This window comes from Priestia sp. HNGD-A6 (assembly GCF_045784335.1).
Classification (GTDB): Bacteria; Bacillota; Bacilli; order Bacillales; family Bacillaceae_H; genus Priestia; species Priestia zanthoxyli.
The window spans coordinates 4,981,262-5,003,256 of the sequence record NZ_CP138621.1 but is presented as its reverse complement, the minus strand read 5'-3'; the positions used below and the strand labels follow the sequence as shown (position 1 = coordinate 5,003,256).

The following is a 21,995-nucleotide window of genomic DNA, read 5'->3' as shown; positions in this document are numbered from 1 at the left end:
ATTATTTATTTTTAGCCCAACAATAATTTTTGGTAAGTATATTTGTAATAATATTCTATTTAAATCAATTTTTACGAATTCATTCACTTAACGTATTACTCTCCTCTTTATATAAAAAAACTTATAGCCACTTCCATAAACTGAGAAGTGGCTATAAGTTTTTTATCTTGATTATTTTAAAGACTTCATAGATTAAACTGTTTATTAAAACGCCCAGTTCCCTTTTCTAAACACAGGCTCGCTTGTACCGTCAGCTTTGATGCCGTCGATGTCCATTTCAGCTGAGCCAATCATGAAGTCAACGTGGGTGATGCTGTCGTTTGCTCCGTTTTGTGATAGCTCTTCTTTAGACATCGTTTTTCCGCCTTCTAAACAGAAGGAATACGAGCTGCCGATGGCTAAGTGGTTGGATGCATTTTCGTCAAACAGCGTGTTGTAGAAAATGATGTTTGACTGAGAAATTGGCGATTGATGCGGTACTAAGGCTACTTCTCCTAAGTATTTGGCACCTTCATCTGTTTCAATTAAGTGCTTTAACGTTTCTTCGCCTTCTTCTGCTTTTACATCCACAATTTTTCCGTTTTCAAATGTTAGCGTGAAGTTTTCAATTAAGTTTCCTGCGTAGCTAAGCGGTTTTGTGCTTGTTACTTGACCATTTACGCCGTCTTTTTTTGGAAGTGTAAATACTTCTTCTGTTGGCATATTGGCCATGAACGAGTTGCCGTCTTCATTAACACTGCCTGCGCCCACCCAAATATGTTTGTCAGGAAGTTCAATTGTTAAATCTGTTCCTGGCGCTTTATAGTGAAGCTTAGAAAATCTTTTTTCATTTAAAATGTCTACTTTTGTATGTAATGAAGCATTATGCTCTTCCCATGCGGCCACTGGATCTTCTTGGTCTACGCGCACAGATTTAAAAATAGCTTCCCATAGTTTTTCTTGCTGCTGTTCTTCTGGAACGTCAGGAAATACTTTAGCTGCCCAGTCTTTTGAAGGAACAGCTACGATGGACCAGCTGATTTTATCAGATTGGATCGCTTCACGGAATTTTTTCATTGCTTTTCCGCTTACTTTTTGGAACGCAGCAATACGTTTGCCGTCTACTCCTTTTAATAAGTCAGGACCGCTTGAAATTACGGATAAAACAGCGCCTCCGTTTTTCACAAGCTCTTCTCTTGCCTGAGCTTTCCAAGCAGGAAATTCATTAAATACAGATTCATCCGCTTTTTCATATTTCAAACGAACTAAATGATCGTCATGCCAGTCTACATCAACAGACTTTGCTCCGGCTTCGTACGCTTTTTTCGCAATCTCACGAACAAAATCAGCGGAAGAAATATCAGCATTAATGTTTAATACTTGCCCTTTTTGAATGTTTACACCGACTTTTACAGCTAGCTCGGCGTACTTTTCAATATTGCGCTCAAACTGTTCCATAATTTATCTCCTTTACGTATATATTCTAACAACTTTATTGTATCACGAATAAAACATCAATTAAAAATCCTAGCCTATAGTTTACATAATACAATTACGTTATTTTACAGATTATTATATAGAAAAAGTTTGTTCTCTAAGAATCAGAACAAACTTTTGTCTTTCACAGATTCCGTTTTGTAGCCGAGCCGCTCCGAAATGTTCTTGCCTATATCAACCATGCGTTCTTGAAGGTACGTTAATCGCTCATTGGTCATACGCATCGTAGCACCGGAAATGCTGACTGCAGCAACGACTTGACCAAGGTGATCAAAAATAGGGGCTGCGATGCAAGTAATTCCGTATTCATTTTCTTCTAAATCCAGCGCATATCCCTTTTGCTTCACTTCTGAAAGTTCCCGGAGAAAGCTTTCTTCATCTGTAATGGTGTGATCGGTATGAGCTGGTAAGCCTTTTCTTTCAAGAATGCTTGTTACCGTGTTAAGCGGTAAAAAAGCTAGGATAGCTTTACCGACAGACGTACAGTGCATAGGCGCTCTTTTCCCCACTTTTGAGTGCATGCGCAGCGTCTGATTTCCTTCTAGCTTTTCAATATACACTACTTCACCTTGATCGTAGACAACAAGATGAATAACTTCATTTGTCTCACTTTCAAGTTCTTGCAAAAACGGCTTTGCTTCCGTTCGTAGATCAATAGAATCTAAAAGCTTTGAACTTACTTCTAAAAACTTATACCCAAGCTTGTACCGCCCGCTTTCTTGATCTTGTTCAATATAGCCATACTGAGCAAGAGTAGTTAGAATACGGTATACGGAGCTTTTATTAATGTCCATTTGCTTTGCAATTTCTGTGACGCCTACCCCTTCTCTTTCCATGCTGACAATTGTGACAATGTCCAATGCCCGGCTTACAGACTTAACCATATTTTCTCGCTCCATTTTTCCTCTCTCCTCTATGTGTCATTTTACTGCCGGGCATTTTTTATCACTTTTATACGTTTACACGTTCTTTTTCTGCAACAAACGGATTTTGGAGGGTCCCAATTTCTCGGATGGTGCATGCAATAACATCGTTTGCGCTCACCAGTTCCGCGCCGACCGGACTTCCTGTTAAAACCACATCTCCCGGCTTAAGGGTCATAACAGTAGATAGGTAAGCAATCATTTCTCCAACCGAAATAATCATTAAATCTGTCGAGCTGTTTTGTTTTTCAACGCCATTTAAAAACGCTTTTACATGAATCGACTTAAAATCAAGCTCTGTTTCGATTACGGGGCCAAGAGGCGTAAATGAATCAAAGGATTTTCCAATGGTCCAGTGCCCGTCTTTATGAAAATAATCCGGAGCCGTTACATCGTTTCCAATTGTATACCCAAATATATAGTCCTGTACGTCTTCTACTGCGATGTTCTTCGCTTCTTTTCCAATAACAACTGCAAGCTCAGACTCAAACTTGACGTGCTTAATGGCAGTTGGAATGACAATGTCTTCGTTTGGACCAATCACAGAGGATGTGGGCTTAAAAAAGAAGACAGGAATAGAAGGCATTTCTTTTGGCAGCTCCGACTTTGCAGCTGCATAATTAGCGCCTATTCCAATAATTTGATTCGGCTCTAAAGGAGCCAAAAGCCTTACTTCACTCGGTGAAAAAGTCTGCCCTGTATAGTCCCACTTCTCAAATATATTTCCTTCAATAACGCTGATCGTATCCTCTTTTAGTACACCTGTATGACGGCTATCTTGTATAGCAAACCTTACAAATTTCATGACATAACTCCTTTTCCCATTTGCTTTGTTTTAATAAGGATCGTAGGTAGTCAGGTTCTTAAGATGTAAGTACAGCCTGCCATCTCTATGCTGACAGGCCGTTTTTTTACTGTTTTATAGCTGCTTTTGCCTTTGCTTCGATACGACGGCGGTGTAAAATGGGCTCCGTATAGCCGTTTGGCTGATCATAGCCTTGAAATACTAAATCGCAGGCTGCCTGAAAAGCAATGGATGCGCTGTAGTTCGATGACATTGGCTGATACAGAGGATCATTTTCATTTTGTTGATCCACTACTTTTGCCATTCGCTTTAGCGTTTCCGTTACTTGTTCTTTTGTACAAATCCCATGATGAAGCCAGTTGGCTACGTGCTGACTGGAAATACGAAGCGTTGCCCGGTCTTCCATTAGCCCTACATTATTAATATCCGGTACTTTTGAGCACCCTACTCCTTGGTCGACCCATCTTACTACATAGCCGAGTATTCCTTGAGCGTTGTTGTCTAGCTCCTGCTGGATTTCATCTTTGCTCCAATTTGGTTTTTCGGCCACAGGAATTTGCAAAATGTCATCTTGTAAATCAGTGGACTTAGTAAGCAATTCGTTTTGAACATCTCTTACATCAATTTGATGATAGTGAAGAGCATGAAGCGTTGCTGCGGTTGGTGAAGGCACCCATGCCGTATTCGCTCCTGCTTTTAAATGCCCCACTTTTTGTTTCAGCATTTCGGCCATCATATCCGGCATTGCCCACATTCCTTTTCCGATTTGAGCGCGGCCTTGGAACCCGCTTGCTAACCCTACATTTACATTAGACTGCTCGTAGCCTTGAAGCCATTTAGACGCCTTCATATCATTTTTACGAATAACAGCGCCTGCTTCCATAGAAGTGTGAATTTCGTCACCTGTTCGATCCAAAAATCCAGTATTAATAAACGCCACTCGGTCTTTTACTTCTTTGATGCACGCTTTTAAATTAAGCGTTGTGCGGCGCTCTTCGTCCATTACGCCAATTTTAATCGTATGACGCTCAAGCCCTAGCATATCTTCAATTGAATTAAATAACGTGTTGGCAAAAGCCACTTCTTTGGAGCCGTGCATTTTCGGTTTAACGATATAGATAGAGCTCTTTTTAGAATTTTGATACGTACCGTTTTTAAGCAAGGTGTGTTTGGCAATTAAACTAGTAATCACGCTGTCTAAAATACCTTCATAGATTTCGTTGCCATTTCGATCTAAAACAGCGCTGTTTGTCATTAAATGCCCAACGTTTCGAACAAACATAAGCGAACGGCCAGACAGTGAAATCTTTTCCTTGTGGGGAGAAATATAGGTACGGTCTGGATTTAAACGCCTTGTCATGTTTTGACTTCCTTTTTTAAAAGTAGACGTCAAATCACCTTTCATTAATCCCAGCCAGTTGCGGTAAACGTCTACTTTGTCTTCTGCGTCTACTGCCGCTACTGAATCTTCACAGTCCATAATCGTCGTAAGAGCTGCTTCCATTAAAATATCTTTTACACCCGCATCGTCTGTTTTACCAATCGAATCCGTACGATCAATTTGAACTTCAAAATGCAGGCCGTTGTTTTTGAATAAAAGAGCATCAGGGCTTTCTTCTTCTCCTTGATACCCTACAAATTTATCTTCTTCCTGTAACTCTGTTAAACTGCCATCGTTTAATTGAGCAACAAGCTTTCTATTTTCAAGACTGTACTGAACCACTTCTGCATGAGAAGACTGAACGAGCGGAATAACTTCATCAAGAAAATTCTTTGCAAACGCAATAACTTTTTCTCCTCGAATTGGATTATAAGAACTCGTGCGCGAAGCTCCATTTTCTTCACTGATTGCATCAGTGCCGTAAAGTGCATCGTAGAGACTACCCCAGCGTGCATTAGCAGCGTTAATAGCATACCGAGCGTTATTCACTGGTACCACAAGCTGTGGTCCCGCTTGATAGGCAATTTCGCTGTCTACTCCTTCTGTACCAATAAGAAAATCTTCTGCCTTGTCTTCTAAATAGCCAATTCTCGTTAAAAACGATTTGTATTCGTTAAAGTCACCGTCAGGATTTTCTTGATGCCATGCATTAATTTGAGCTTGAAGCTGATCACGCTTTTCTAACAAACGTTTATTTACGGGTGTTAACTCAGTTACTAACGCTTCAAAATCAGACCAAAAATTTTCTGTACTTAGGCCGCTGCCCGGGAGAGCTTCCTCATTAATAAATTGATAGAGAACTGGAGCTACTTTCAGATTTCCAACTTGTTTGTAATTTGTCACCGTCTGTTTCCTCCTCTTACTTCTTTACATTTTTAAATTTGGACGCGCTTTCAATTCTTTTTGCCAAAATGGTTAAGACGAACATATGCGGTACTGTTTCTTATTACAAAACAGCGTTTTATTTTTGTTAAAAAAATCATATCATCGAGCGAATGTATTTTCAAGAATTTTCTAAAAATAATCCACTTTTTTCTTTTCTTTTTTGACTTCAGCGCAGCGGCTGGGACTTGGAAAAAGCTTTCCTGCATTTAATAGATTTTTAGGATTAAATACTTCTCGTATATTCGTTTGTGCTTGAATTTCATCTTCATTAAAAACAAATCGCATTTCTTCTTTTTTTTCAATGCCCACACCGTGTTCCCCGGTAATCGTTCCTCCTACTTCTGCACATACTTGCAAACATGCGCTTCCGGCTTCGAGTGCTTTTTCAGTTTCCCCCGGCTTTCTAGCATCAAATAATACAAGCGGATGCAAGTTCCCGTCTCCAGCGTGAAAAATATTGGCAATGCGAAGGCCAGATTCTTCGCTAATTTTGTTGATTCGCTTCAGCACTTGAGGCAGTTTACTTCTTGGAATAACGCCGTCTTGTACGAGGTAGTCAGGGGATATAGCTCCCATCGCTCCAAATCCTGTTTTGCGATTTGCCCACCACCTGGCGCGCTCTTCTTCACTTTCAGCTACTTTCACTTCCCGTACGTTTTGTTTTTTGCATACGTCTAAAATACGTATGATTTGCTCTTCGATACCGGCTGAAATGCCGTCTACTTCAATTAATAAAAGAGCTTCAATATCTCTAGGGTGTCCGACTGGAAACGCAGCAGCTTCCACTCCTTCAATGGCGTTTTTATCCATCATTTCAAGCGCAGCGGGCACAATGCCGGCTGATATAATGTCGGATACCGCTTGACTGCCGTCTTCTACGCGGTCGAAATAGGCAAGTACCGTTTGTTTGGCTTCGGGGTTTTTCAAAATGCGCACCGTAATTTTTGTAACGATTCCTAACGTCCCTTCTGATCCTGTTAAAAGTCCTAATAAATCATATCCCGGTTCATCTGGAATACCTTGCTTGCCAAGTTCAATCACATCTCCATTTGGAAGCACCACCTCTAGCCCTAAAATATGGTTGGTAGTTACGCCATATTTTAGACAGTGTGCCCCTCCCGCGTTTTCCGCTACATTTCCACCAATGGTGCAGCAATACTGACTCGAGGGATCGGGTGCATAATAATATCCTTTTTCAGAGATTGAATTAGTTAACTTAAGATTAATAAATCCGGGCTCTACAACGGCACGTCTGTTTTCATAGTCGACGCTAAGCAGCCGCTTCATTTTCACTAAACTAATAACCACTTCGTTATTAAGCGGAATCGCTCCTCCGCTCAGTCCTGTGCCTGCTCCTCTTGCAAGAAAAGGCAAGTCATGTTCATTGCAGTATTTAACAATGCTAGAAACTTCTTTCGTATTTTGAGGAAATACCACTGCTTTAGGCAAATGTCTATGAATGGTAAACCCATCGCAGTCGTACGCAAGTAAATCTTCTTTATGATACAAAATAGAATGAGCATCTACTAGTTGAGAAAGGTTTTTTACGTGAAGATCTTTTATTCTATTTTTCTTCAACACGATGCGCTTCCTCCTCTTCTTTTTGATAGGCCCACTCCAAAAGCTGTACCGTGTGAACAATTTGCTGACTTCGTCCATATTTTTTTACTCCTACTGCCATCTGCAGCATACATCCTGGGTTTCCCATTGAAATCATTTCTACATCATCAGGGATATGTTCCATTTTATTTTGGAGTACGGCTCCCGCCATTTCAGGGTTTGTTAAATTATAAATTCCTGCGCTTCCACAGCATCTGTCTGCGTTAGCCATATGAACCATTTCCACTCCTGGAATAGAAAGCAAAATATCTCTTGGTTCTTCTCTGACTCCTTGACCATGAGCTAAATGACAAGCATCGTGGTACGTAATGCGCGTATACAGCTTCGCCTGCGGAGGGCGATATCCCGTATCGTGAAGGTATTTTGAAATATCCTGGACTTTTTCAGCAAAGACTTCGGCTTTTTCAAGCCACTCTTGCTCTTCTTCTCTAAATAGTTCAGGATACTCTTTTAACATGCAGCCGCATCCCGCAGCGTTTACAATAATAGTATCGGCATGTTGAAACGCCTCTATATTTTTTTTGGCAAGCTGCCTTCCCATGTCTCGGTCTCCTGCATGAACGTGCAAAGCACCACAGCACGTCTGAGACTGAGGAATAACAACGTCGTTGCCGTTTCTTCTTAATACATTAAGAGTCGCTTCGTTAATATCACTGAACATGACGTCCATAATGCAGCCCGTTAAAAAAGCAACTTCGGCTTTTCTTTCGGCTTTTGCTTTTAGAACGCGTTCTTTTTTATATTTTTTTCGAACAGAACGGGTAATTTTAGGCATTACATGTTCCATTTCTGCTAGATGTGTTGGCATCATATTTAACATGCCTGTTGTGCGAACCATTTTTTGCATCCCGCTTTTTTGATACAGCTTCAATAGACTTCCTGCAGCTTCTAAGCGATGAGAATGAGGAAAAAGTTCTTTTAGAAAAAACTTGCTGATCATTCCTTTCCATCCCGTCAAAGGCATCGCCTGACGAATTTGGCCGCGAGCTTCTTCAATGAGTCCGCCAACGTCTACATTTGCAGGACAAGCAGTTGTACAGGCACGGCAGTCCAAACAAGCAAATACAGGATCTGTAAACTGTTCATTCACGCTTATCTTTCCTTCTGCTACCGATTTGATAAGGTGCACGCGTCCTCTTGGTGAATGCTGTTCTTGCCCCGTTATTTCGTAGGTAGGACAAGACTCCAAGCACATTCCGCAGTGTACACAATCCGCCCATTTTTTTTCGTCTGGCGCGTCTTTCCACAAATAATTGCTAACGCTTTGACATGGAGCATCTTTGATATCCGCTTTCGCTGAATTCACTTAGATTCCTCCTATAAATCGTTTATAGTTAAGCACATTTTTAGCGTCCATCTTTGCTTTAATTCCTGCTAGTAACGGAAAATGAGAAGGTTTTCCCCCCCACACATTGACTTTTTGACGCAGTATAAAAGGCAAATGTTTAACGACCACATATCCTCCGTACGTTTTAGCAGTTTCAGTAAATGAAGTAATAACGGAAAGAATGGCATCTTCTGAGCCTTTTATGTAGACCGAGCAAAGACCGTGTCCAACTCCTCCATGTGCTTTTACCAGCATGGGAAGGGATGTTTTTAATGCAGTACTTTTGTTTATCACGTCAAGTACATTCATATTTGGTACGCCAATTTTTAGCGTGGCTTCCGTTTCCTCTTCGGAAGAACAGCATGCACCATTTGGACTAATGTTACTAAAAAATCCCCAAAATACCTCGGCTTCTTTTTCATGAAGCACTTTTAAAATCGTATCAGACGGCTGGATGCTTTTGATGTAATTCTCTTGATAATGAACGGAACTTTCCACATCTTCAAAGCTGATTACAAGCGTAAACAGATGCTGCCCTATTACATCTTCAGCTAGAGAAGGATTTAATAATTCCAAGGAAACGGGCTCTATCATGGAGTCTAAGACTTTGCTAACAAACGCATGAATTTCTTCGATATTGCCTGTTGAAAAAGAAAGAAAAAGAACGCTTTGATACTTGGGCAGCGGACGCAGCTTTAACGTTATTTCGGATATAACGCCGAGCGTTCCCATTGAACCAATAAACAGCTTATTCATATCATAGCCAGCCACGTTCTTGACGACTTTTCCCCCTGAACGAACAATGGTTCCATCTGAATATACGACTCTCATACCGATTACTGCATCTCGAGCTGATCCATAAGACAAGCGCTTTGGGCCACTTTCATTCGCTGCAATAACTCCGCCGATTGTAGCGTAGTCTCCTAGAGCTGGATCAAGTGAAACTTGCTGATTGTACGTTTTTAAATACGTTTGCAGCTCTCCAAACGGCGTACCAGCTTTTACAGTAACCGTCATATCGCCTACTGTATGTTCAACAATTCCGCTGTATTCAGTCAGCGAAAGCAAAAGATCTGCTGTGTCTATAAGCCCGCCAAAGCCTTTTTTGGTACCGTTCCCTTCAATGACGACTTTTTTTCCGTGTTCCGCCGCATACCTTAAAACGGCTGCTATTTCTTGTTCTGAAGTTGGCTTAACATGCACGGACCCGTTATTTCCAAGGAAGTGATTCATATGCTGTTCTTCAAGTGTGAAAGGATGAGATAAAATGGATTTTAAATGACCTGGAAGTTCTAACGTACTCAATAAATTGACTCCTCTCGTTTTGTAATAGCAAACAACGTTTCACTAATAACATACAGAAGTGCCATGTATAATACGACTGAAAGTAGTAGATTAATAAGAAGAATAATTAGTAGGATAGATGAAAAGATATATTTTAAGCGCTTACAATCATTTAATCACCTATTCTTGGGATTTTCAACCAGTATTTTCTTCTTATCAACAAAAAAATGTCCGTTCTTTAGAAAAAAAGTTTCTTTTAGTACTTGCCTATCACGAAAGTATTAGAATATAATGTAAGCGAATTCATTTTTACATAAGTCATCAGATGACCTTATCATCGTAGTTTTAATGGTTTCGTTTTACTAAATTCGTAGTTCACTAATTTGAAAATGAGGTGTTAGTTATGACATGGACACAGCAGTTCACTCCTGTAGGAAACAGCGTCATTTGGTCTTCATTAATCGCTTTAATTCCTATTCTTTACTTCTTTTGGGCTCTGGCTATTAAACGAATGAAAGGTTATATGGCTGGGATTACAACCTTACTGGTCGCACTTGCCGTTGCGATGCTTGCCTATAAAATGCCGGCTAGCATGGCTTTTATGTCAGCTAGTCAAGGAGCTGTATACGGTATACTGCCGATTGGATGGATTATCATTACATCCGTTTTTCTTTACAAACTAACTGTAAAAACCGGTCAGTTTGATATTATTCGTACCTCTGTCGTATCTATTACAGAAGATCGCAGACTTCAAGCTTTGTTAGTTGCTTTTTCGTTTGGGGCTTTTCTTGAAGGTGCTGCTGGTTTTGGTGCACCTGTTGCGATTTCAGCAGCTTTGCTGGTAGGCCTAGGTTTTAATCCGCTGTATGCCGCGGGCTTATGTTTATTAGCAAATACAGCACCCGTTGCTTTTGGTGCAATCGGTATTCCTATCACGGCTATGGAGGGTCCTACTGGAGTAGCGGCAATGGAAATCTCTAAAATGGTAGGCCGCCAGCTTCCTTTTATTTCTGTATTTATTCCGCTATATTTGGTTTTTGTAATGGCTGGATTTAAGAAAACAGTAGAAGTACTCCCTGCTATTCTAGTATCGGGCGTCTCTTTTGCTCTTACACAGTTTGTCAGCTCTAACTTTTTAGGACCTGAACTTCCCGATATTTTATCGGCACTCGTTTCACTTTTTGCGCTCGCTATTTTCTTAAAATTCTGGAAACCGAAAACAACGTTTCGCTTTCAATCTGAAAAAGCAGCACATGAAGTAGCTTCCGCTTCGGCTGAGCCAAGAGAAACTCAAGGTCAGCCCGCATTCACGGGGGCTCAAATTGCAAAGGCGTGGTCACCTTTTTTAATTTTAACGATCTTTATTTCCATATGGGGAATTCCTCAAATTAAAACCGCTCTGACGGGACATTATGAAGGAGCTAACGCTTTTTTGAGCGCTATCAATTCCGTCGGACATTATTTAACGTTTATGCCAGAAGTACCTTGGTTAAATAATTTAATTTTAAATGGAAATGGAGAACCAATTGCGGCAGTGTATAAGTTAGAATTACTAGGCGCTGCGGGCACAGCTATCCTGTTGTCTGCTGTTGTCACAAAATTTATCGTCAACATCTCTTGGAAAGACTGGTTTATTACGTTTAACGAGACGTGCAAAGAATTAGCGCTGCCGCTTCTTACCATTATGTCCGTAGTTGCATTTGCTTACGTGACAAATGCTTCTGGAATGAGTACAACCTTAGGTCTGCTGTTAGCTAAAACAGGCGCGTTATTTCCCTTTTTCTCTCCTGTACTCGGCTGGCTTGGTGTTTTTATTACAGGATCAGATACATCAGCCAACTTATTGTTCGGCAACTTGCAAAAAATCACGGCTACGTCTATTGGAATGGATCCGCTTCTTGCGCTTGCAGCAAACTCTTCGGGTGGAGTAACCGGTAAAATGATTTCACCGCAGTCCATCGCCGTCGCCTGTGCTGCGGTTGGGCTGGCAGGAAAAGAATCCGATTTGCTTCGTTTTACGGTGAAGCACAGCTTATTTTTACTGCTGATTGTCTGCCTACTAACATTTTTACAATCCAATGTATTATCGTGGATGATTCCTTAATCAAAAAAGCTTCCGCAGCTAGAGGTGAACCTCTGCACGGAAGCCTTTTTCTTTTAGTTAAGATCGATTAATGGCATATACAACAAATAAAACTATGTCTAGCAAAATCATGACAACACCGACAAGCAGCCAGATGTTTCCTTGCGTCTTTTTCTCTCCTTCTTGCATTTCAAACGCTCGAATAGCAAATACAATTCCAAGGGTAAACACGAGAAAAAACAGCTGACGGTAATCAAAAAACGACAGTACGACAAAAATTAAAGTGAAAAACACCATAATCATTTCTAAGATCCGATAAGGCTGCTTTTGACATGCTAATAATAGTTTCATTTCTTGACCTACTTTCATTCCGTTTCTAATAGCGTTATTTTACTATTAATTTTAAATGAGATGTTAGTGTTTCGGGCACTGTTCACTGTTTTGTAACAAAAAAAGCGTACGTTAGCTAAACGCACGCTTCTCCTTTTATTCATTTACATTTGGATTCATTGGATTATCCATCCCTGTTTTATCTTGAATTTTTTTATAGATAAAATACGTGTAGACGGCAATTAAAATGGAGAATGCCCACGTAACGGCCTGACGGAATACAATCATGTTCCCGTACCCTTCTACTCCGTACTTTTGAATCAATACGTATTTTACAATTGCTAAAAATACATAGCGACCTGCGAACAGTACTGTAAGCCAGTTCATCATTTTGAATAAATCAGGCTGGTGGAAGAGCTTAAGAGAATCTTCTCGCTTATAGCCCATTAAGTACGCCGTATCTACAAAAAAGTACAAACCAATTGGCTTTTTTATCACAATGGTAAAAAGGACAACTACAGCCAGTCCAATCATAAAGTATACTTGATTGTTTAACATCGTCGCTGCGTTTCCTGAAATTAAATCAATAATGGTACGTGCCAGCAGCGTAATGACAATAAACAATCCTGTTACGTTAAACTGGCGATCTTTAATAAATGTATAAATGGTATACACAAACGCTGGTGCTGTTGAAAGCAAAATGGCATAGTAATCACCAATAATGTCTTTTCCCTGATTCCATATTAGGTAAGGAATAGCGATATAAAAAAGTAAATCAAACCATACTCGTTTTGTATTGTTCATATATAACTCCTTTAAAAACGTTGTTCCTGCTATTATATGGGATACTACGCAAGAAAAAAAGGCTTTTACCTGGAATGTTATGAAATTTTAATCATTTATGTTTAGATCCAAAGCGACAGGGAAAACGATTTCTAGAAAGACTTCAAGAATTATAAACATCGAAACACTTGAGCAGCAATACATGTGCCACAAGTGAAAAATGCTGAAAGGATTGATTCATTATCGCACTTCACCTAACGTACACGTCAGAAATGGAAAAGGCCATGCAGCTTTCTCACGGCGTGGGGTATGCTGAATATAGCCGTAAACTAGACAAACGTCTACAGGTGGAAAAAGAACGGGAAAAAGATTATCAGGCTAGCAAAGATATACTTCGTGATATTAACCAGCATCGATAATAAAAAGCCGCTTGCTACCAAGAGTAGCAAGCGGCTTTTTATTTACAAATGAACCAAAATTATACATAATAAGGAAGTGCGTGTATCAAAGAAAGGAACTTACTTATTATGATGGAAAAATTACTGATTATTTGTGTATTTGTAGGAATTATTCACATGATTGAAACACTAGCCTACTCTGTGAGACTCGCGGGCTTGAAAACTGGAAAACTAGTCGTGGCCCTATCTCTTTTTAATATTATTGTCATCGTTTCAAGAACAGCTAATATGGTGCAAGCTCCGCTGACCGGCAAATTAGGAGATGCGGTCCAGTCTAAAGAAGATTTGCCCCTTCTACTTCATCAGCTTCAAACTATCTTGCTCGCGGCCTCTATTGGGACAATCGCAGGTGCTCTTTTAATTCCTAGCTTTGTATCAATCTTCTCTCGCATGATTTCACACTTAGAAGTAGCAGGATCTGTACCCAAAATGATGAAAAACATTACTTCCATACATACGCTGGAAAAAGCAAAAAAACACGTGAAGCGTCCTAGGTGGATTATGCTGTCTCAGCTGCGAATAGGCGGAGTGCCCAAGCGGTTGCTTCTTTTGAATTTAATGGCTACGACCATTTATACAGTAGGTGTTCTTTCCACTCTTTATGCTTCTACGCTCGAGCCTACCCTTTCTAAATCAATTCTGATGTCTTCTGGTCTTATTAACGGACTAGCGATGATTACCCTTGCTGTGTTTGTAGATCCGCAAGTAGCCATTTTAACTGAAAAGGTAATGAAAGGTGAATCGACTAAGCAATCTACGAATAAAATGGTTGGTACACTCGTCATCTCTCGTTTGTGCGGGACAGTATGTGCCCAGATTCTCTTAGTCCCCGCTGCTCTTTATATTGCGTGGATTTGCAAATTAATTCCTTAGAAAAAAGACTTCGTTTCAGAAGTCTTTTTATACATATTCTACTTTTTTATATCTATAAACAGCAGCAATTAAAAGAAGAAAGCAGCTCACTAATGTAACAACTACGGTATTGGTGACACTTTGTGACCAGTGCAATTGTTCAAGTATATGACCGGCGTATTGTGACAGCGCTGCAGGACTCCACTTTAATTGATTCGTAAACAAAGTACTCAAAAATGAAAGTGACGCAATGATCAATATGCTTACTCCAGCAATTCCTCCGCTTTGTAAAAGAAAGGTTCCAGCTGTCACTAAAACGGACAGAATAAAAATCAGCCACAGACTGTATAAAAGAAAGCTAACTAGCATATGAGTCCAATCCACATGTGAAAATAAAAGATTTGTATAATACCACGCTGCTATATAGCTTATAAACGTTGAGCCAATGACCAGTACGATTTGCGCAGCCCATTTACTCATAATGTATTGAATGACGCTCACCGGTCTCATCATAACAAGTACAGCCGCATGATTTTGTCGTTCATTTGAAATCATATTCATGCTTGCTAGTACAATCAATAAGATTCCTATTGTGCTATATTGTGAAAGGACACCTTGCAATACTTCTTGACCGGTGGGAGTAGGAAGTTGAATAATGGCTCCTTTTGGTAAATTTCCTGCCATATCAATGATTTGTGGCATATAATAATTCGTTAAAGGCTGTGTGATGCCTAGCAAAATTAGAGAGACAGGCAGCCAAATTCCTTTGCCGTTCGCAAATAATTCATGCAGTTCCTTTTTAAATAAGACTCCAAATGTGTTCATTTGTTCATCACCTCTAGATACACATCTTCGAGAGAATGCTGTTTTCGTTCAAATAAAACAAGATTTGCTTGTTGATCAACAAGCAGTTGAAGCAGCAGCTGCTGCTGAGATGTATCTTTTACACTTACAGTGGCTTTATAAGGAGAATGAAACAGCACCTGTTCACTTGGCAGACTGCCAAATGATGCAGGGAGCCTTTCTTCTGTTTCAATCGTAAAAGCAGGATCCGCAAACTCTTGGTGCAGCGAACTCTTTGTTCCATTCCATTTCATGCGTCCGTTTTTAATCATAATCATGTTATCGCATATTTGTTCTGCATCATGCAAAATGTGAGTTGAAAAAAGGATGGTCGTATCTTTTTTTAATGTTTCGATAATCATTAGGACATCTTTTCTGCCTTCAGGATCCAAAGCCGAAACGGGTTCATCTAAAATTAGCAGTTCAGGTTTATGTAACAAGGCTTGCGCTAAGCCCAAACGTTGTTTCATTCCTCCAGAAAAGCCAGCAATTTTCTGCTTTTCCTTTCCTTTTAAACCTACCGTTTCAAGTACTCCATCTATTCGTTGGGAAAGCACATTCTTTGAAATGTTAGATAAAAGACCTAAAAAAGTTAAATACTGCTGAGGCGTCATCCAATTAAAAAACGTAGGATGCTGCGGCAGAAAGCCAATAAATGATCGTACGTCTTGATGCTGTTTATCTTCAAAAGAAATTTTCCCTTTATTAGGTGCAGTAAGACCTGCAATCATATGCAAAGTAGTCGTCTTACCTGCACCATTAGGGCCTAACAATGCTGCACATTTTCCTTTATCGAGATTAAATGAAAGGTTATCTACAACGGTTATATTACGGTACGTTTTTGTCAGTCCTTCTACTTGCATAAACATCTTCGCTCCACCTCACTGTTTTTTACGTCCTAAAACAAAATATAAAACGGGACCGACTGTACTTACACATAAAATGATGAGTCCCCATAACCATTTTGGTCCGTTTGTCTCTTCTTGCTTTATGCAGCTTATTAACGCTGGAATCATTAAAAGCAATTGTAAGAATAGAATTGGAGCAATTAACAACCAGTTAATGTCCTTCATTTACATCCCCCTTTTTCTTCGTGCTGGAAGCCAAATAATAAAAAACCAATAAAACAGCGTTGGCATTGGAATTTGAATCAGCCCCCATATTCCCCAAAACCATGGATGGGCGCCGCGTTTTTTTGCATTGATAAAAAGGAGAAAGCTTTGAAGAAGAAGAAATGGCGAAATAAACAGAACCAAAATCCATTTTTCATTCATTATAAAAACATCTCCTTTTTCCGTTTATAGTGAAAGACGATAAAAGAAAGAGGCGCAACAATGATCCCGATCACTTCAATGGCGATAAATAAGGCAGGTATTTGTAAAATAGCCGTTGCCATTACTGTTAAAATAACAAGTGCTGTTAATGTAAATAAGCATAATTCTTTCCGGAAAGCTTTTTTCTGCTTTTGTTTTTCAATAAGAAGTTGTTCTTTAATTACATGAAGAGAAATATGTTCATGACTTGCTAAACTCTCTAGCTGCTCCCAATCTTTTTTTAAAGAATGCAAGGGCTGATTGTCATTTTCTTTTCTCATTCTTTCCACTCCTTTCTCAGTATGTTTACTCCTTTGTTTACTCTTGATTTGACCGTTCCTGCTCGCATATTCAGCATATGGGCAATCTCATCGTATGTATATCCGTAATAATGTCGAAGCAAGACAGGAATTCGAAAGCGTGAATCGAGTTCATTAAAATCGGAAAACATCTCACTCCATTCCACTCCTTTGTATTTAGCTTTCCACTGAAGCTGATGCGATAAAGACTGCTTTATTCGCTGAAGACTGCTTTTTTCACGTTTTTGCTTGCGCAAATAGTCCATGTACAGTCTTGAAGCAATAGATATCATCCAAGTCGAAAACTTTGCTTCATTTTTGTATGAAGAAAGATTCACGTAACACTTCATCATTGCTTCCTGACACAATTCACTGCATAAGTCCTCATCTAATGTCAGCTTTAAAAGGTATTTATATAAAAATGAATGATAGCGCTGAAATAATAATGAAAAGGCATCATCATCACCTTGTAATGCTTTTTGGACAAGGATGAAATCATCTTGTTCCAAAGCGGTCACCCCTCCTTTTTGTTTCATCACCTATATGACGCTTGAGCGATTGAAATCGTTCATTTTTTATATAAAAAAAACGCCCCGCAGGACGTTTTTATTTAGTACGAAGCATTTTTAATCCTTCTTCATCTTCTTCTAATGAATAGACTTCATCGTTTTTAGCGAATAAAACACCGTGGAAGATTTGAAGGTCATCATCACAGGCCTCGCAAAATTCCTTTTCGCCTTCGTTCCAAAAGCTAAAGAGCGCTAGTTCATCACTTCGCACGCTTGCGTATTTTTGATGAAATTCATAAATCATCATCGCGTAGTAGCGAAGCGCTTCTTCTTTTTTTTCAAATTCAATGGTTTCAATAATATCTTTTTCCCAGCCTTCTAAAAAAAGCCAAGGTTCACAATCACTTTTTATTTTATGAACTCTCCATTTATCTGTCATGATTGAACATCTCCTTACTTACAGCTTACTTCTAAAAATTCTCTTTTCCTTATTATTCAGCAAAAATAACTTTGAATCAAGTAAAACGGAAAAAAACGCCTATTTTTGGGAAATAGGCGCTAACAAGTTGGCTTAATCTGAACTTCTTTTTTATATTAGTAATAGCCCCTTAAACTATAAGGAACTAAACTGCCCGTATAATACTGGGTAACAGGAGGGAAAACGCCGGCTGAAGGCGTGATTTTCCCCCACCAAGATGGTTTTTTGCCCCACCAGTTATCCATCGCTCCATCAGGTGACACGACAAATCCAATTGGACGTGCAAAAGAAGGCATAAAATACGGATAAAACGAATACTGAAAAGGCGTGTAGAAAGAAGAGTAAAACATCTCTTTCCTTATCCGTTTCCGAAGCCGTTTTGGTCAGAACCATCCGGATCGAGCGTATTTGTATTAGAAAGTCCCGAATTTGTATTTACACAAATTCCTGTATTTGAAGACCCTGAACCTTGCGCAGTTTTACTGTTACTTTTTGGAGAAACATAGTACGTGTCGCCAAATGTAACGACTCCTCCTGTAACATTCGGAATCACTACATGATTAATAACAATCGGCATTATCCTCACCCTTTTTATTTTCATCGTGATGTAATATATGAATGATTTATCAAAAGGGTTATAAATTAATGGATATAAATAAAAAATCCCCCTGCAAAGTGGGGTATTTTTACGCTTTTACCTCTTTTTTAGAATGACTTAATTCATCTCGAAGAATATCAAAATCTCGTTCTGCTACTTCTTCAATTTTAGTATACAACTCATTCTCTGTTAGAAGTCCTTTTTCTTCAAGTATTTCGACAAGAGCCTTAAACTTTATTCTAGATAAAAGCATTTCGTTGACCGTGCTCTCTGTTGGACGTTCATTTTTCACTTGTTCTTTTTCTTTAACAGGTTCTTGCTGCAGCTTCACTCTGAAAACAATATTTGTATGATCTGTAATTTCAGGTGACTGATAAAATGTGCTATGCGAAATGTTTTTTAGTGTTAGCGTTTCTTTTGTCTCCATATTTGTTACTTCAAAGTACGGATCCTCAAAAAATGCATCATATTTATCATAAGCTGCTTTGCCTACAACCGAAAAAGAAAAGTTTAGCCTTTTCAACTCTTCACCTGTATTCGCATCAGTAATCATTTTTTCTTCAAACATATCAACGTGAAAATTTACGTTATTAATCATTAGTTGTGTCAATTCAATCGCCTCCTTCTTTATTAATACGACATGGAGTGACAAGTTCCCTGTTTTTTTATATAAAAAAACATCTCCCAAAAATGGGGATGTTTTTCAAAGAGCTAGAAAAATGCTTTTTTTAGCTCTACAATTCTTCTTCTGCTTTGTCATATTTGCGTTCGTGCGCCGTATCCTCTTCGTTATCACGAATGGTTTTTTGAAGCACAAAAGCGGACATCGTTAAGTATAATGTTCCAACAGCATAATAACCTTTTACCGGTAATGATGCATCTAAGGTATAAATTCCTATAAACATAGCTAATAGTGCTGTAATAAAAGCTGTCCATGCTAAAAATGTAAAAGCTGCTGTATTACGCTTTTTCATCGTATGACCTCCTCTTTTCCTTTTTCTGTTAAGCGTCGCTTTCATTTTACATTGTAAAATAATTGTTGTCATGGGTATTTATAGTCAGTTACCCTTTTAATCAGAACAAGAAACGGAAGAATTTAGGTCTTACATCCTGTTTTTATCATAAAGCTTTTTTTCGAAATGATGAGATATATGGAATTTCTCTTTAAAAGTATGTTCATTCGTTTTCATTAAGAAAAGCTCCATTTAATTATTGCAATAAAAAAATCATCGCCGAGACGATGATTTTTTTGTTTAGCCTTCAAAGTATTCTTTATAAAAGCCGCCGACTTGGCCAGTGTTATCAACAACAAAATAAAATTCTTCTGTTTCGTTTTTTACATCATATGTTTTTCCTGCTGTTAAAACATTTTCAACCACGAATTTTTTTGCATCTGTATGTATGCATTTTACTTGTTTAATTGTTGGACGATCGTTCCATTCTAAATGAATCATGTATGTACACTCCTTTGTTTTCATTCAAGATTCATTTTATCTTACTTGAAGTAAAAAAGAAACGGAGCGAATTTAAAAATTAAAAAATTCGCTCATGCACTTTTTTTTTGGCAACTGTTGCTTGTACAAACTGTGCCGTTTGTGCAACAATTGTGTCTTTATCAAAATCCATCGACGCAACATGGTAAGAGTTTCGAAGCATGTACTGTCTTTTTTCTGCTGATTGAATATGGTTTAAGATATAAGCTGAATTCTCAGGCGGTACTACGTTATCAACGGTTGATGTTAGTACTAAAGCCGGGCATGTTACATAAGATAAGCGTTCTTTTGTTTCGTCCATTAAAGAAAGCAGCTCACGCATAGAGCGCACTGGTACTTTGTCGTACGTAATTTCATGTGCGTTTGGATCCTTAATATCAGGATGATCTTCTTTTAAATAACGAGGCGTATGACGAGAGCGGTAAGGTTCCATTGAAGGAATGGACGTCATAGCCGGATTGATTGCAATAACTCCGTCAAGATCTAATCCTTGGCTTGCTGTATGAAAGGTGAGAGTGCCTCCCATGGACTGACCTAAGATAAATATATGACGGCATTCTTGCTTCAAACGCTGATACCCATTTAAAAAGTCTTGCTTCCATTTCTCGTACGTTGTTTGTTCAATATCATAGTAGTGAGTACCATGTCCCGTTAGTCGCAAACCGTACACAGTAAAACCTTTTTTAGCTAATTCTTTTCCGATATATTCCATACTTTGAGGAGTCCCCATAAATCCATGAGAAACAAGTATACCAATGTCGTTGCCTTTATAATAAAAAGATTCTGCGCCTTGAATTACGTCGTAACGTTCCATTTTCTTCACCCTTTACCACAAATTTTCTGACTAAATGAACTATCTTTATAATACACCTATAATTCCTATAAGTCAACTGGGTTATTTATTTTTTTACGATTCAAAAAGAACGAAGCAAGAATTATCTCTTGCTTCGTTCTTTTTGAATATGTGGAAATACTAGCTCAGCAAACGTATATGCTTCTTCTAGATGCGGGTATCCTGATAAAATAAACGTATCAATTCCTAGCTCTTTGTACTCTTTTAACCGATCCGCTACAATTTCAGGACTTCCAACAAGAGCGGTTCCGGCTCCTTCTCGTGCTAAGCCGATTCCTGCCCATAGATTCGGAGCAATCTCCAGTGCACCTCGATCTTTTGTGCCGCTGTGCAAACTTGACTGTGTTTTTTGGGCAGTGGAGTCAAATGACGCAAACTTATCTTGAAACGCTTTGATCGTATCATCATTAACATGTTTAATTAATTTATCTGCAGATTCCCACGCCTCGTCTTCTGATTCTCTTACAATAACGTGCAGGCGAATACCAAAGCGAATGTCCCTGCCTTCGCTTGCAGCTTTTTCTTTCATCTCATCAATTTTCGTCTTGATCACTGCAGGAGGCTCTCCCCACAGCAAATATACGTCTGCATGCTTTGCTCCTACTTCTTTTCCTGCTGGAGAAGACCCGCCAAAGTACAGCGGAGGATACGGTTTTTGGACAGGAGGCGACGGAATGTACGCACCTGTTACATCAAGATGTTCTCCTTTATAGTCCACTTTTTTTCCTTCCATTACATCTCGCCAAATCGTTAAAAATTCATCTGTTAACTCGTAGCGTTTATCATGGCTTAAATAGTTACCGTACGTTGCTTGCTCCACGGGATCTCCTCCCGTCACAATATTTAACATAAGTCGGCCGTTTGACATTTGATCAAATGTCGAAGCCATCCGTGCTGAAAGTGTGGGAGACATGACACCTGGGCGAAGTGCAATTAAAAACTTCAGTCGATTCGTAACGGAAGCAAGTGCCGATGCAATCACCCATGAATCTTCACAATTTGAACCAGTAGGCAACAAAGCACCGTCATATCCTAGATAATCCAGCCCGTGTGCGATTTGCTTTAAGTAGTGAATATCACTTGTTCTACTTCCTTCGGTTGTGCCTAGATAATGTCCGTCGCCTGCTGTAGGGAAAAACCATAAGATGTTCATTTCCATTTCCTCCTAAATATCCTCTCATTCTATATAAAGCGTTTTCATATTATTTGTTCAATTCTTGTTCGCTAATTATAGAGGTGCATTTTTATATTAGCGTATGTAATACTACTCTTTTTATTTATTAAATTAGTAAAATCATAATACCTGTTTCACCTATATGTCAAGTATGAATTGAAATAAAAA

Annotated in this window: 26 protein-coding genes; 3 read left to right on the top strand and 23 right to left on the bottom strand. The window is 39.1% G+C overall.

The genetic code is table 11. The features are described 5' to 3' along the window. Positions 1–204: 204 nt before the first annotated feature. The 7 genes from SCI76_RS26020 to SCI76_RS25990 form a co-directional block, all read right to left on the bottom strand. Positions 205–1,437 (bottom strand): aminopeptidase, encoded by a 1,233-nt coding sequence (locus tag SCI76_RS26020; RefSeq protein ID WP_033579379.1) that lies wholly within the window; start codon positions 1,435–1,437, stop codon positions 205–207. A 143-nt stretch (positions 1,438–1,580) separates the two neighbouring features. Further along, the gene (locus SCI76_RS26015; protein ID WP_034268928.1) at positions 1,581–2,375 is read right to left on the bottom strand and encodes an IclR family transcriptional regulator; all 795 of its coding nucleotides are present in this window, start codon (positions 2,373–2,375) and stop codon (positions 1,581–1,583) included. 52 nt (positions 2,376–2,427) lie between these two features. After that, positions 2,428–3,204 (bottom strand): fumarylacetoacetate hydrolase family protein, encoded by a 777-nt coding sequence (locus SCI76_RS26010; protein ID WP_168760950.1) that lies wholly within the window; start codon positions 3,202–3,204, stop codon positions 2,428–2,430. A 106-nt stretch (positions 3,205–3,310) separates the two neighbouring features. Next, complete coding sequence (locus tag SCI76_RS26005) at positions 3,311–5,488, bottom strand: malate synthase G (protein ID WP_407544750.1); 2,178 nt, start codon at positions 5,486–5,488, stop codon at positions 3,311–3,313. Positions 5,489–5,659: 171 nt separating this feature from the next. Beyond that, complete coding sequence (locus SCI76_RS26000) at positions 5,660–7,111, bottom strand: FAD-linked oxidase C-terminal domain-containing protein (RefSeq protein WP_407544747.1); 1,452 nt, start codon at positions 7,109–7,111, stop codon at positions 5,660–5,662. Next, a complete protein-coding gene (locus SCI76_RS25995) occupies positions 7,095–8,456 on the bottom strand; it encodes a (Fe-S)-binding protein (RefSeq protein ID WP_243494811.1) in 1,362 nt (453 codons plus the stop codon). Before SCI76_RS25995 ends, SCI76_RS26000 begins: the two co-directional genes overlap by 17 nt. Continuing rightward, the gene (locus SCI76_RS25990) at positions 8,457–9,782 is read right to left on the bottom strand and encodes an FAD-binding oxidoreductase (protein ID WP_243494812.1); all 1,326 of its coding nucleotides are present in this window, start codon (positions 9,780–9,782) and stop codon (positions 8,457–8,459) included. A 382-nt stretch (positions 9,783–10,164) separates the two neighbouring features. On the opposite strand from SCI76_RS25990, the gene SCI76_RS25985 reads away from it, so the two are divergent. Beyond that, complete coding sequence (locus SCI76_RS25985) at positions 10,165–11,865, top strand: L-lactate permease (protein ID WP_257042614.1); 1,701 nt, start codon at positions 10,165–10,167, stop codon at positions 11,863–11,865. A gap of 57 nt (positions 11,866–11,922) precedes the next feature. On the opposite strand, the gene SCI76_RS25980 is transcribed toward SCI76_RS25985, so the two are convergent. Next, entirely contained in the window at positions 11,923–12,195 is a 273-nt protein-coding gene (locus tag SCI76_RS25980) for a hypothetical protein (RefSeq protein ID WP_223260190.1), read from the bottom strand. A 135-nt stretch (positions 12,196–12,330) separates the two neighbouring features. After that, positions 12,331–12,978: a VC0807 family protein gene (locus SCI76_RS25975; protein ID WP_013057564.1), complete on the bottom strand. Its 648-nt coding sequence runs from the start codon at positions 12,976–12,978 to the stop codon at positions 12,331–12,333. 251 nt (positions 12,979–13,229) lie between these two features. Between SCI76_RS25975 and SCI76_RS25970 the strand changes: the two genes are divergently transcribed. Together SCI76_RS25970 and SCI76_RS25965 are read left to right on the top strand one after the other, a co-directional pair. Then, the gene (locus SCI76_RS25970) at positions 13,230–13,376 is read left to right on the top strand and encodes a hypothetical protein (RefSeq protein ID WP_014459567.1); all 147 of its coding nucleotides are present in this window, start codon (positions 13,230–13,232) and stop codon (positions 13,374–13,376) included. 108 nt (positions 13,377–13,484) lie between these two features. Then, entirely contained in the window at positions 13,485–14,288 is an 804-nt protein-coding gene (locus SCI76_RS25965; protein WP_407544744.1) for a lipid II flippase Amj family protein, read from the top strand. Positions 14,289–14,315: 27 nt separating this feature from the next. Here SCI76_RS25965 and SCI76_RS25960 read toward each other — a convergent pair whose 3' ends face one another. The 14 genes from SCI76_RS25960 to ssuD form a co-directional block, all read right to left on the bottom strand. Continuing rightward, a complete protein-coding gene (locus SCI76_RS25960; protein ID WP_168760955.1) occupies positions 14,316–15,092 on the bottom strand; it encodes an ABC transporter permease in 777 nt (258 codons plus the stop codon). Then, positions 15,089–15,979 (bottom strand): ABC transporter ATP-binding protein, encoded by an 891-nt coding sequence (locus tag SCI76_RS25955; RefSeq protein WP_407544741.1) that lies wholly within the window; start codon positions 15,977–15,979, stop codon positions 15,089–15,091. The genes SCI76_RS25960 and SCI76_RS25955 overlap by 4 nt, the downstream gene beginning before the upstream one ends. Positions 15,980–15,991: 12 nt before the next feature. Further along, positions 15,992–16,183: a PLD nuclease N-terminal domain-containing protein gene (locus tag SCI76_RS25950; RefSeq protein WP_013057569.1), complete on the bottom strand. Its 192-nt coding sequence runs from the start codon at positions 16,181–16,183 to the stop codon at positions 15,992–15,994. Continuing rightward, a complete protein-coding gene (locus tag SCI76_RS25945) occupies positions 16,184–16,384 on the bottom strand; it encodes a hypothetical protein (protein ID WP_013057570.1) in 201 nt (66 codons plus the stop codon). Then, positions 16,384–16,704 carry a YxlC family protein gene (locus SCI76_RS25940; RefSeq protein WP_048019061.1) on the bottom strand — a complete coding sequence of 107 codons (321 nt, stop codon included), beginning with the start codon at positions 16,702–16,704 and terminating at the stop codon, positions 16,384–16,386. The genes SCI76_RS25945 and SCI76_RS25940 overlap by 1 nt, the downstream gene beginning before the upstream one ends. Beyond that, entirely contained in the window at positions 16,701–17,258 is a 558-nt protein-coding gene (sigY, locus tag SCI76_RS25935; RefSeq protein ID WP_223260193.1) for an RNA polymerase sigma factor SigY, read from the bottom strand. Before sigY ends, SCI76_RS25940 begins: the two co-directional genes overlap by 4 nt. 70 nt (positions 17,259–17,328) lie before the next feature. After that, a complete protein-coding gene (locus tag SCI76_RS25930; protein ID WP_013057574.1) occupies positions 17,329–17,670 on the bottom strand; it encodes a DUF1033 family protein in 342 nt (113 codons plus the stop codon). Positions 17,671–17,825: 155 nt separating this feature from the next. Then, positions 17,826–18,059 (bottom strand): hypothetical protein, encoded by a 234-nt coding sequence (locus SCI76_RS25925; RefSeq protein ID WP_028412882.1) that lies wholly within the window; start codon positions 18,057–18,059, stop codon positions 17,826–17,828. 8 nt (positions 18,060–18,067) lie between these two features. Continuing rightward, complete coding sequence (locus SCI76_RS25920) at positions 18,068–18,286, bottom strand: spore germination protein (protein WP_013083687.1); 219 nt, start codon at positions 18,284–18,286, stop codon at positions 18,068–18,070. Between the two features lie 109 nt (positions 18,287–18,395). After that, positions 18,396–18,917, bottom strand: coding sequence for a hypothetical protein (locus SCI76_RS25915; protein WP_028412881.1), 522 nt, complete (start codon positions 18,915–18,917; stop codon positions 18,396–18,398). A gap of 124 nt (positions 18,918–19,041) precedes the next feature. Then, positions 19,042–19,281: a YiaA/YiaB family inner membrane protein gene (locus SCI76_RS25910; RefSeq protein WP_013057577.1), complete on the bottom strand. Its 240-nt coding sequence runs from the start codon at positions 19,279–19,281 to the stop codon at positions 19,042–19,044. A 279-nt stretch (positions 19,282–19,560) separates the two neighbouring features. Next, on the bottom strand, positions 19,561–19,761 hold the full coding sequence (locus tag SCI76_RS25905; RefSeq protein WP_013057578.1) for a DUF6501 family protein: 201 nt from the start codon (positions 19,759–19,761) through the stop codon (positions 19,561–19,563). 79 nt (positions 19,762–19,840) lie between these two features. Next, a complete protein-coding gene (locus SCI76_RS25900; protein WP_063247751.1) occupies positions 19,841–20,614 on the bottom strand; it encodes a carboxylesterase in 774 nt (257 codons plus the stop codon). 121 nt (positions 20,615–20,735) lie between these two features. Continuing rightward, entirely contained in the window at positions 20,736–21,806 is a 1,071-nt protein-coding gene (ssuD, locus tag SCI76_RS25895) for an FMNH2-dependent alkanesulfonate monooxygenase (protein ID WP_048019058.1), read from the bottom strand. Positions 21,807–21,995: the final 189 nt, after the last annotated feature.

Coding starts and splice junctions, on each gene's coding strand:
- SCI76_RS26020 (WP_033579379.1), bottom strand. CDS start 1,437: ATGGAACAGTTTGAGCGCAATATTGAAAAGTACGCCGAGCTAGCTGTA.
- SCI76_RS26015 (WP_034268928.1), bottom strand. CDS start 2,375: ATGGAGCGAGAAAATATGGTTAAGTCTGTAAGCCGGGCATTGGACATT.
- SCI76_RS26010 (WP_168760950.1), bottom strand. CDS start 3,204: ATGAAATTTGTAAGGTTTGCTATACAAGATAGCCGTCATACAGGTGTA.
- SCI76_RS25985 (WP_257042614.1), top strand. CDS start 10,165: ATGACATGGACACAGCAGTTCACTCCTGTAGGAAACAGCGTCATTTGG.
- SCI76_RS25980 (WP_223260190.1), bottom strand. CDS start 12,195: ATGAAACTATTATTAGCATGTCAAAAGCAGCCTTATCGGATCTTAGAA.
- SCI76_RS25975 (WP_013057564.1), bottom strand. CDS start 12,978: ATGAACAATACAAAACGAGTATGGTTTGATTTACTTTTTTATATCGCT.
- SCI76_RS25970 (WP_014459567.1), top strand. CDS start 13,230: ATGGAAAAGGCCATGCAGCTTTCTCACGGCGTGGGGTATGCTGAATAT.
- SCI76_RS25965 (WP_407544744.1), top strand. CDS start 13,485: ATGATGGAAAAATTACTGATTATTTGTGTATTTGTAGGAATTATTCAC.
- SCI76_RS25960 (WP_168760955.1), bottom strand. CDS start 15,092: ATGAACACATTTGGAGTCTTATTTAAAAAGGAACTGCATGAATTATTT.
- SCI76_RS25955 (WP_407544741.1), bottom strand. CDS start 15,979: ATGTTTATGCAAGTAGAAGGACTGACAAAAACGTACCGTAATATAACC.
- SCI76_RS25950 (WP_013057569.1), bottom strand. CDS start 16,183: ATGAAGGACATTAACTGGTTGTTAATTGCTCCAATTCTATTCTTACAA.
- SCI76_RS25945 (WP_013057570.1), bottom strand. CDS start 16,384: ATGAATGAAAAATGGATTTTGGTTCTGTTTATTTCGCCATTTCTTCTT.
- SCI76_RS25940 (WP_048019061.1), bottom strand. CDS start 16,704: ATGAGAAAAGAAAATGACAATCAGCCCTTGCATTCTTTAAAAAAAGAT.
- sigY (WP_223260193.1), bottom strand. CDS start 17,258: ATGAAACAAAAAGGAGGGGTGACCGCTTTGGAACAAGATGATTTCATC.
- SCI76_RS25930 (WP_013057574.1), bottom strand. CDS start 17,670: ATGACAGATAAATGGAGAGTTCATAAAATAAAAAGTGATTGTGAACCT.
- SCI76_RS25925 (WP_028412882.1), bottom strand. CDS start 18,059: ATGTTTTACTCTTCTTTCTACACGCCTTTTCAGTATTCGTTTTATCCG.
- SCI76_RS25920 (WP_013083687.1), bottom strand. CDS start 18,286: ATGCCGATTGTTATTAATCATGTAGTGATTCCGAATGTTACAGGAGGA.
- SCI76_RS25910 (WP_013057577.1), bottom strand. CDS start 19,281: ATGAAAAAGCGTAATACAGCAGCTTTTACATTTTTAGCATGGACAGCT.
- SCI76_RS25905 (WP_013057578.1), bottom strand. CDS start 19,761: ATGATTCATTTAGAATGGAACGATCGTCCAACAATTAAACAAGTAAAA.
- SCI76_RS25900 (WP_063247751.1), bottom strand. CDS start 20,614: ATGGAACGTTACGACGTAATTCAAGGCGCAGAATCTTTTTATTATAAA.
- ssuD (WP_048019058.1), bottom strand. CDS start 21,806: ATGAACATCTTATGGTTTTTCCCTACAGCAGGCGACGGACATTATCTA.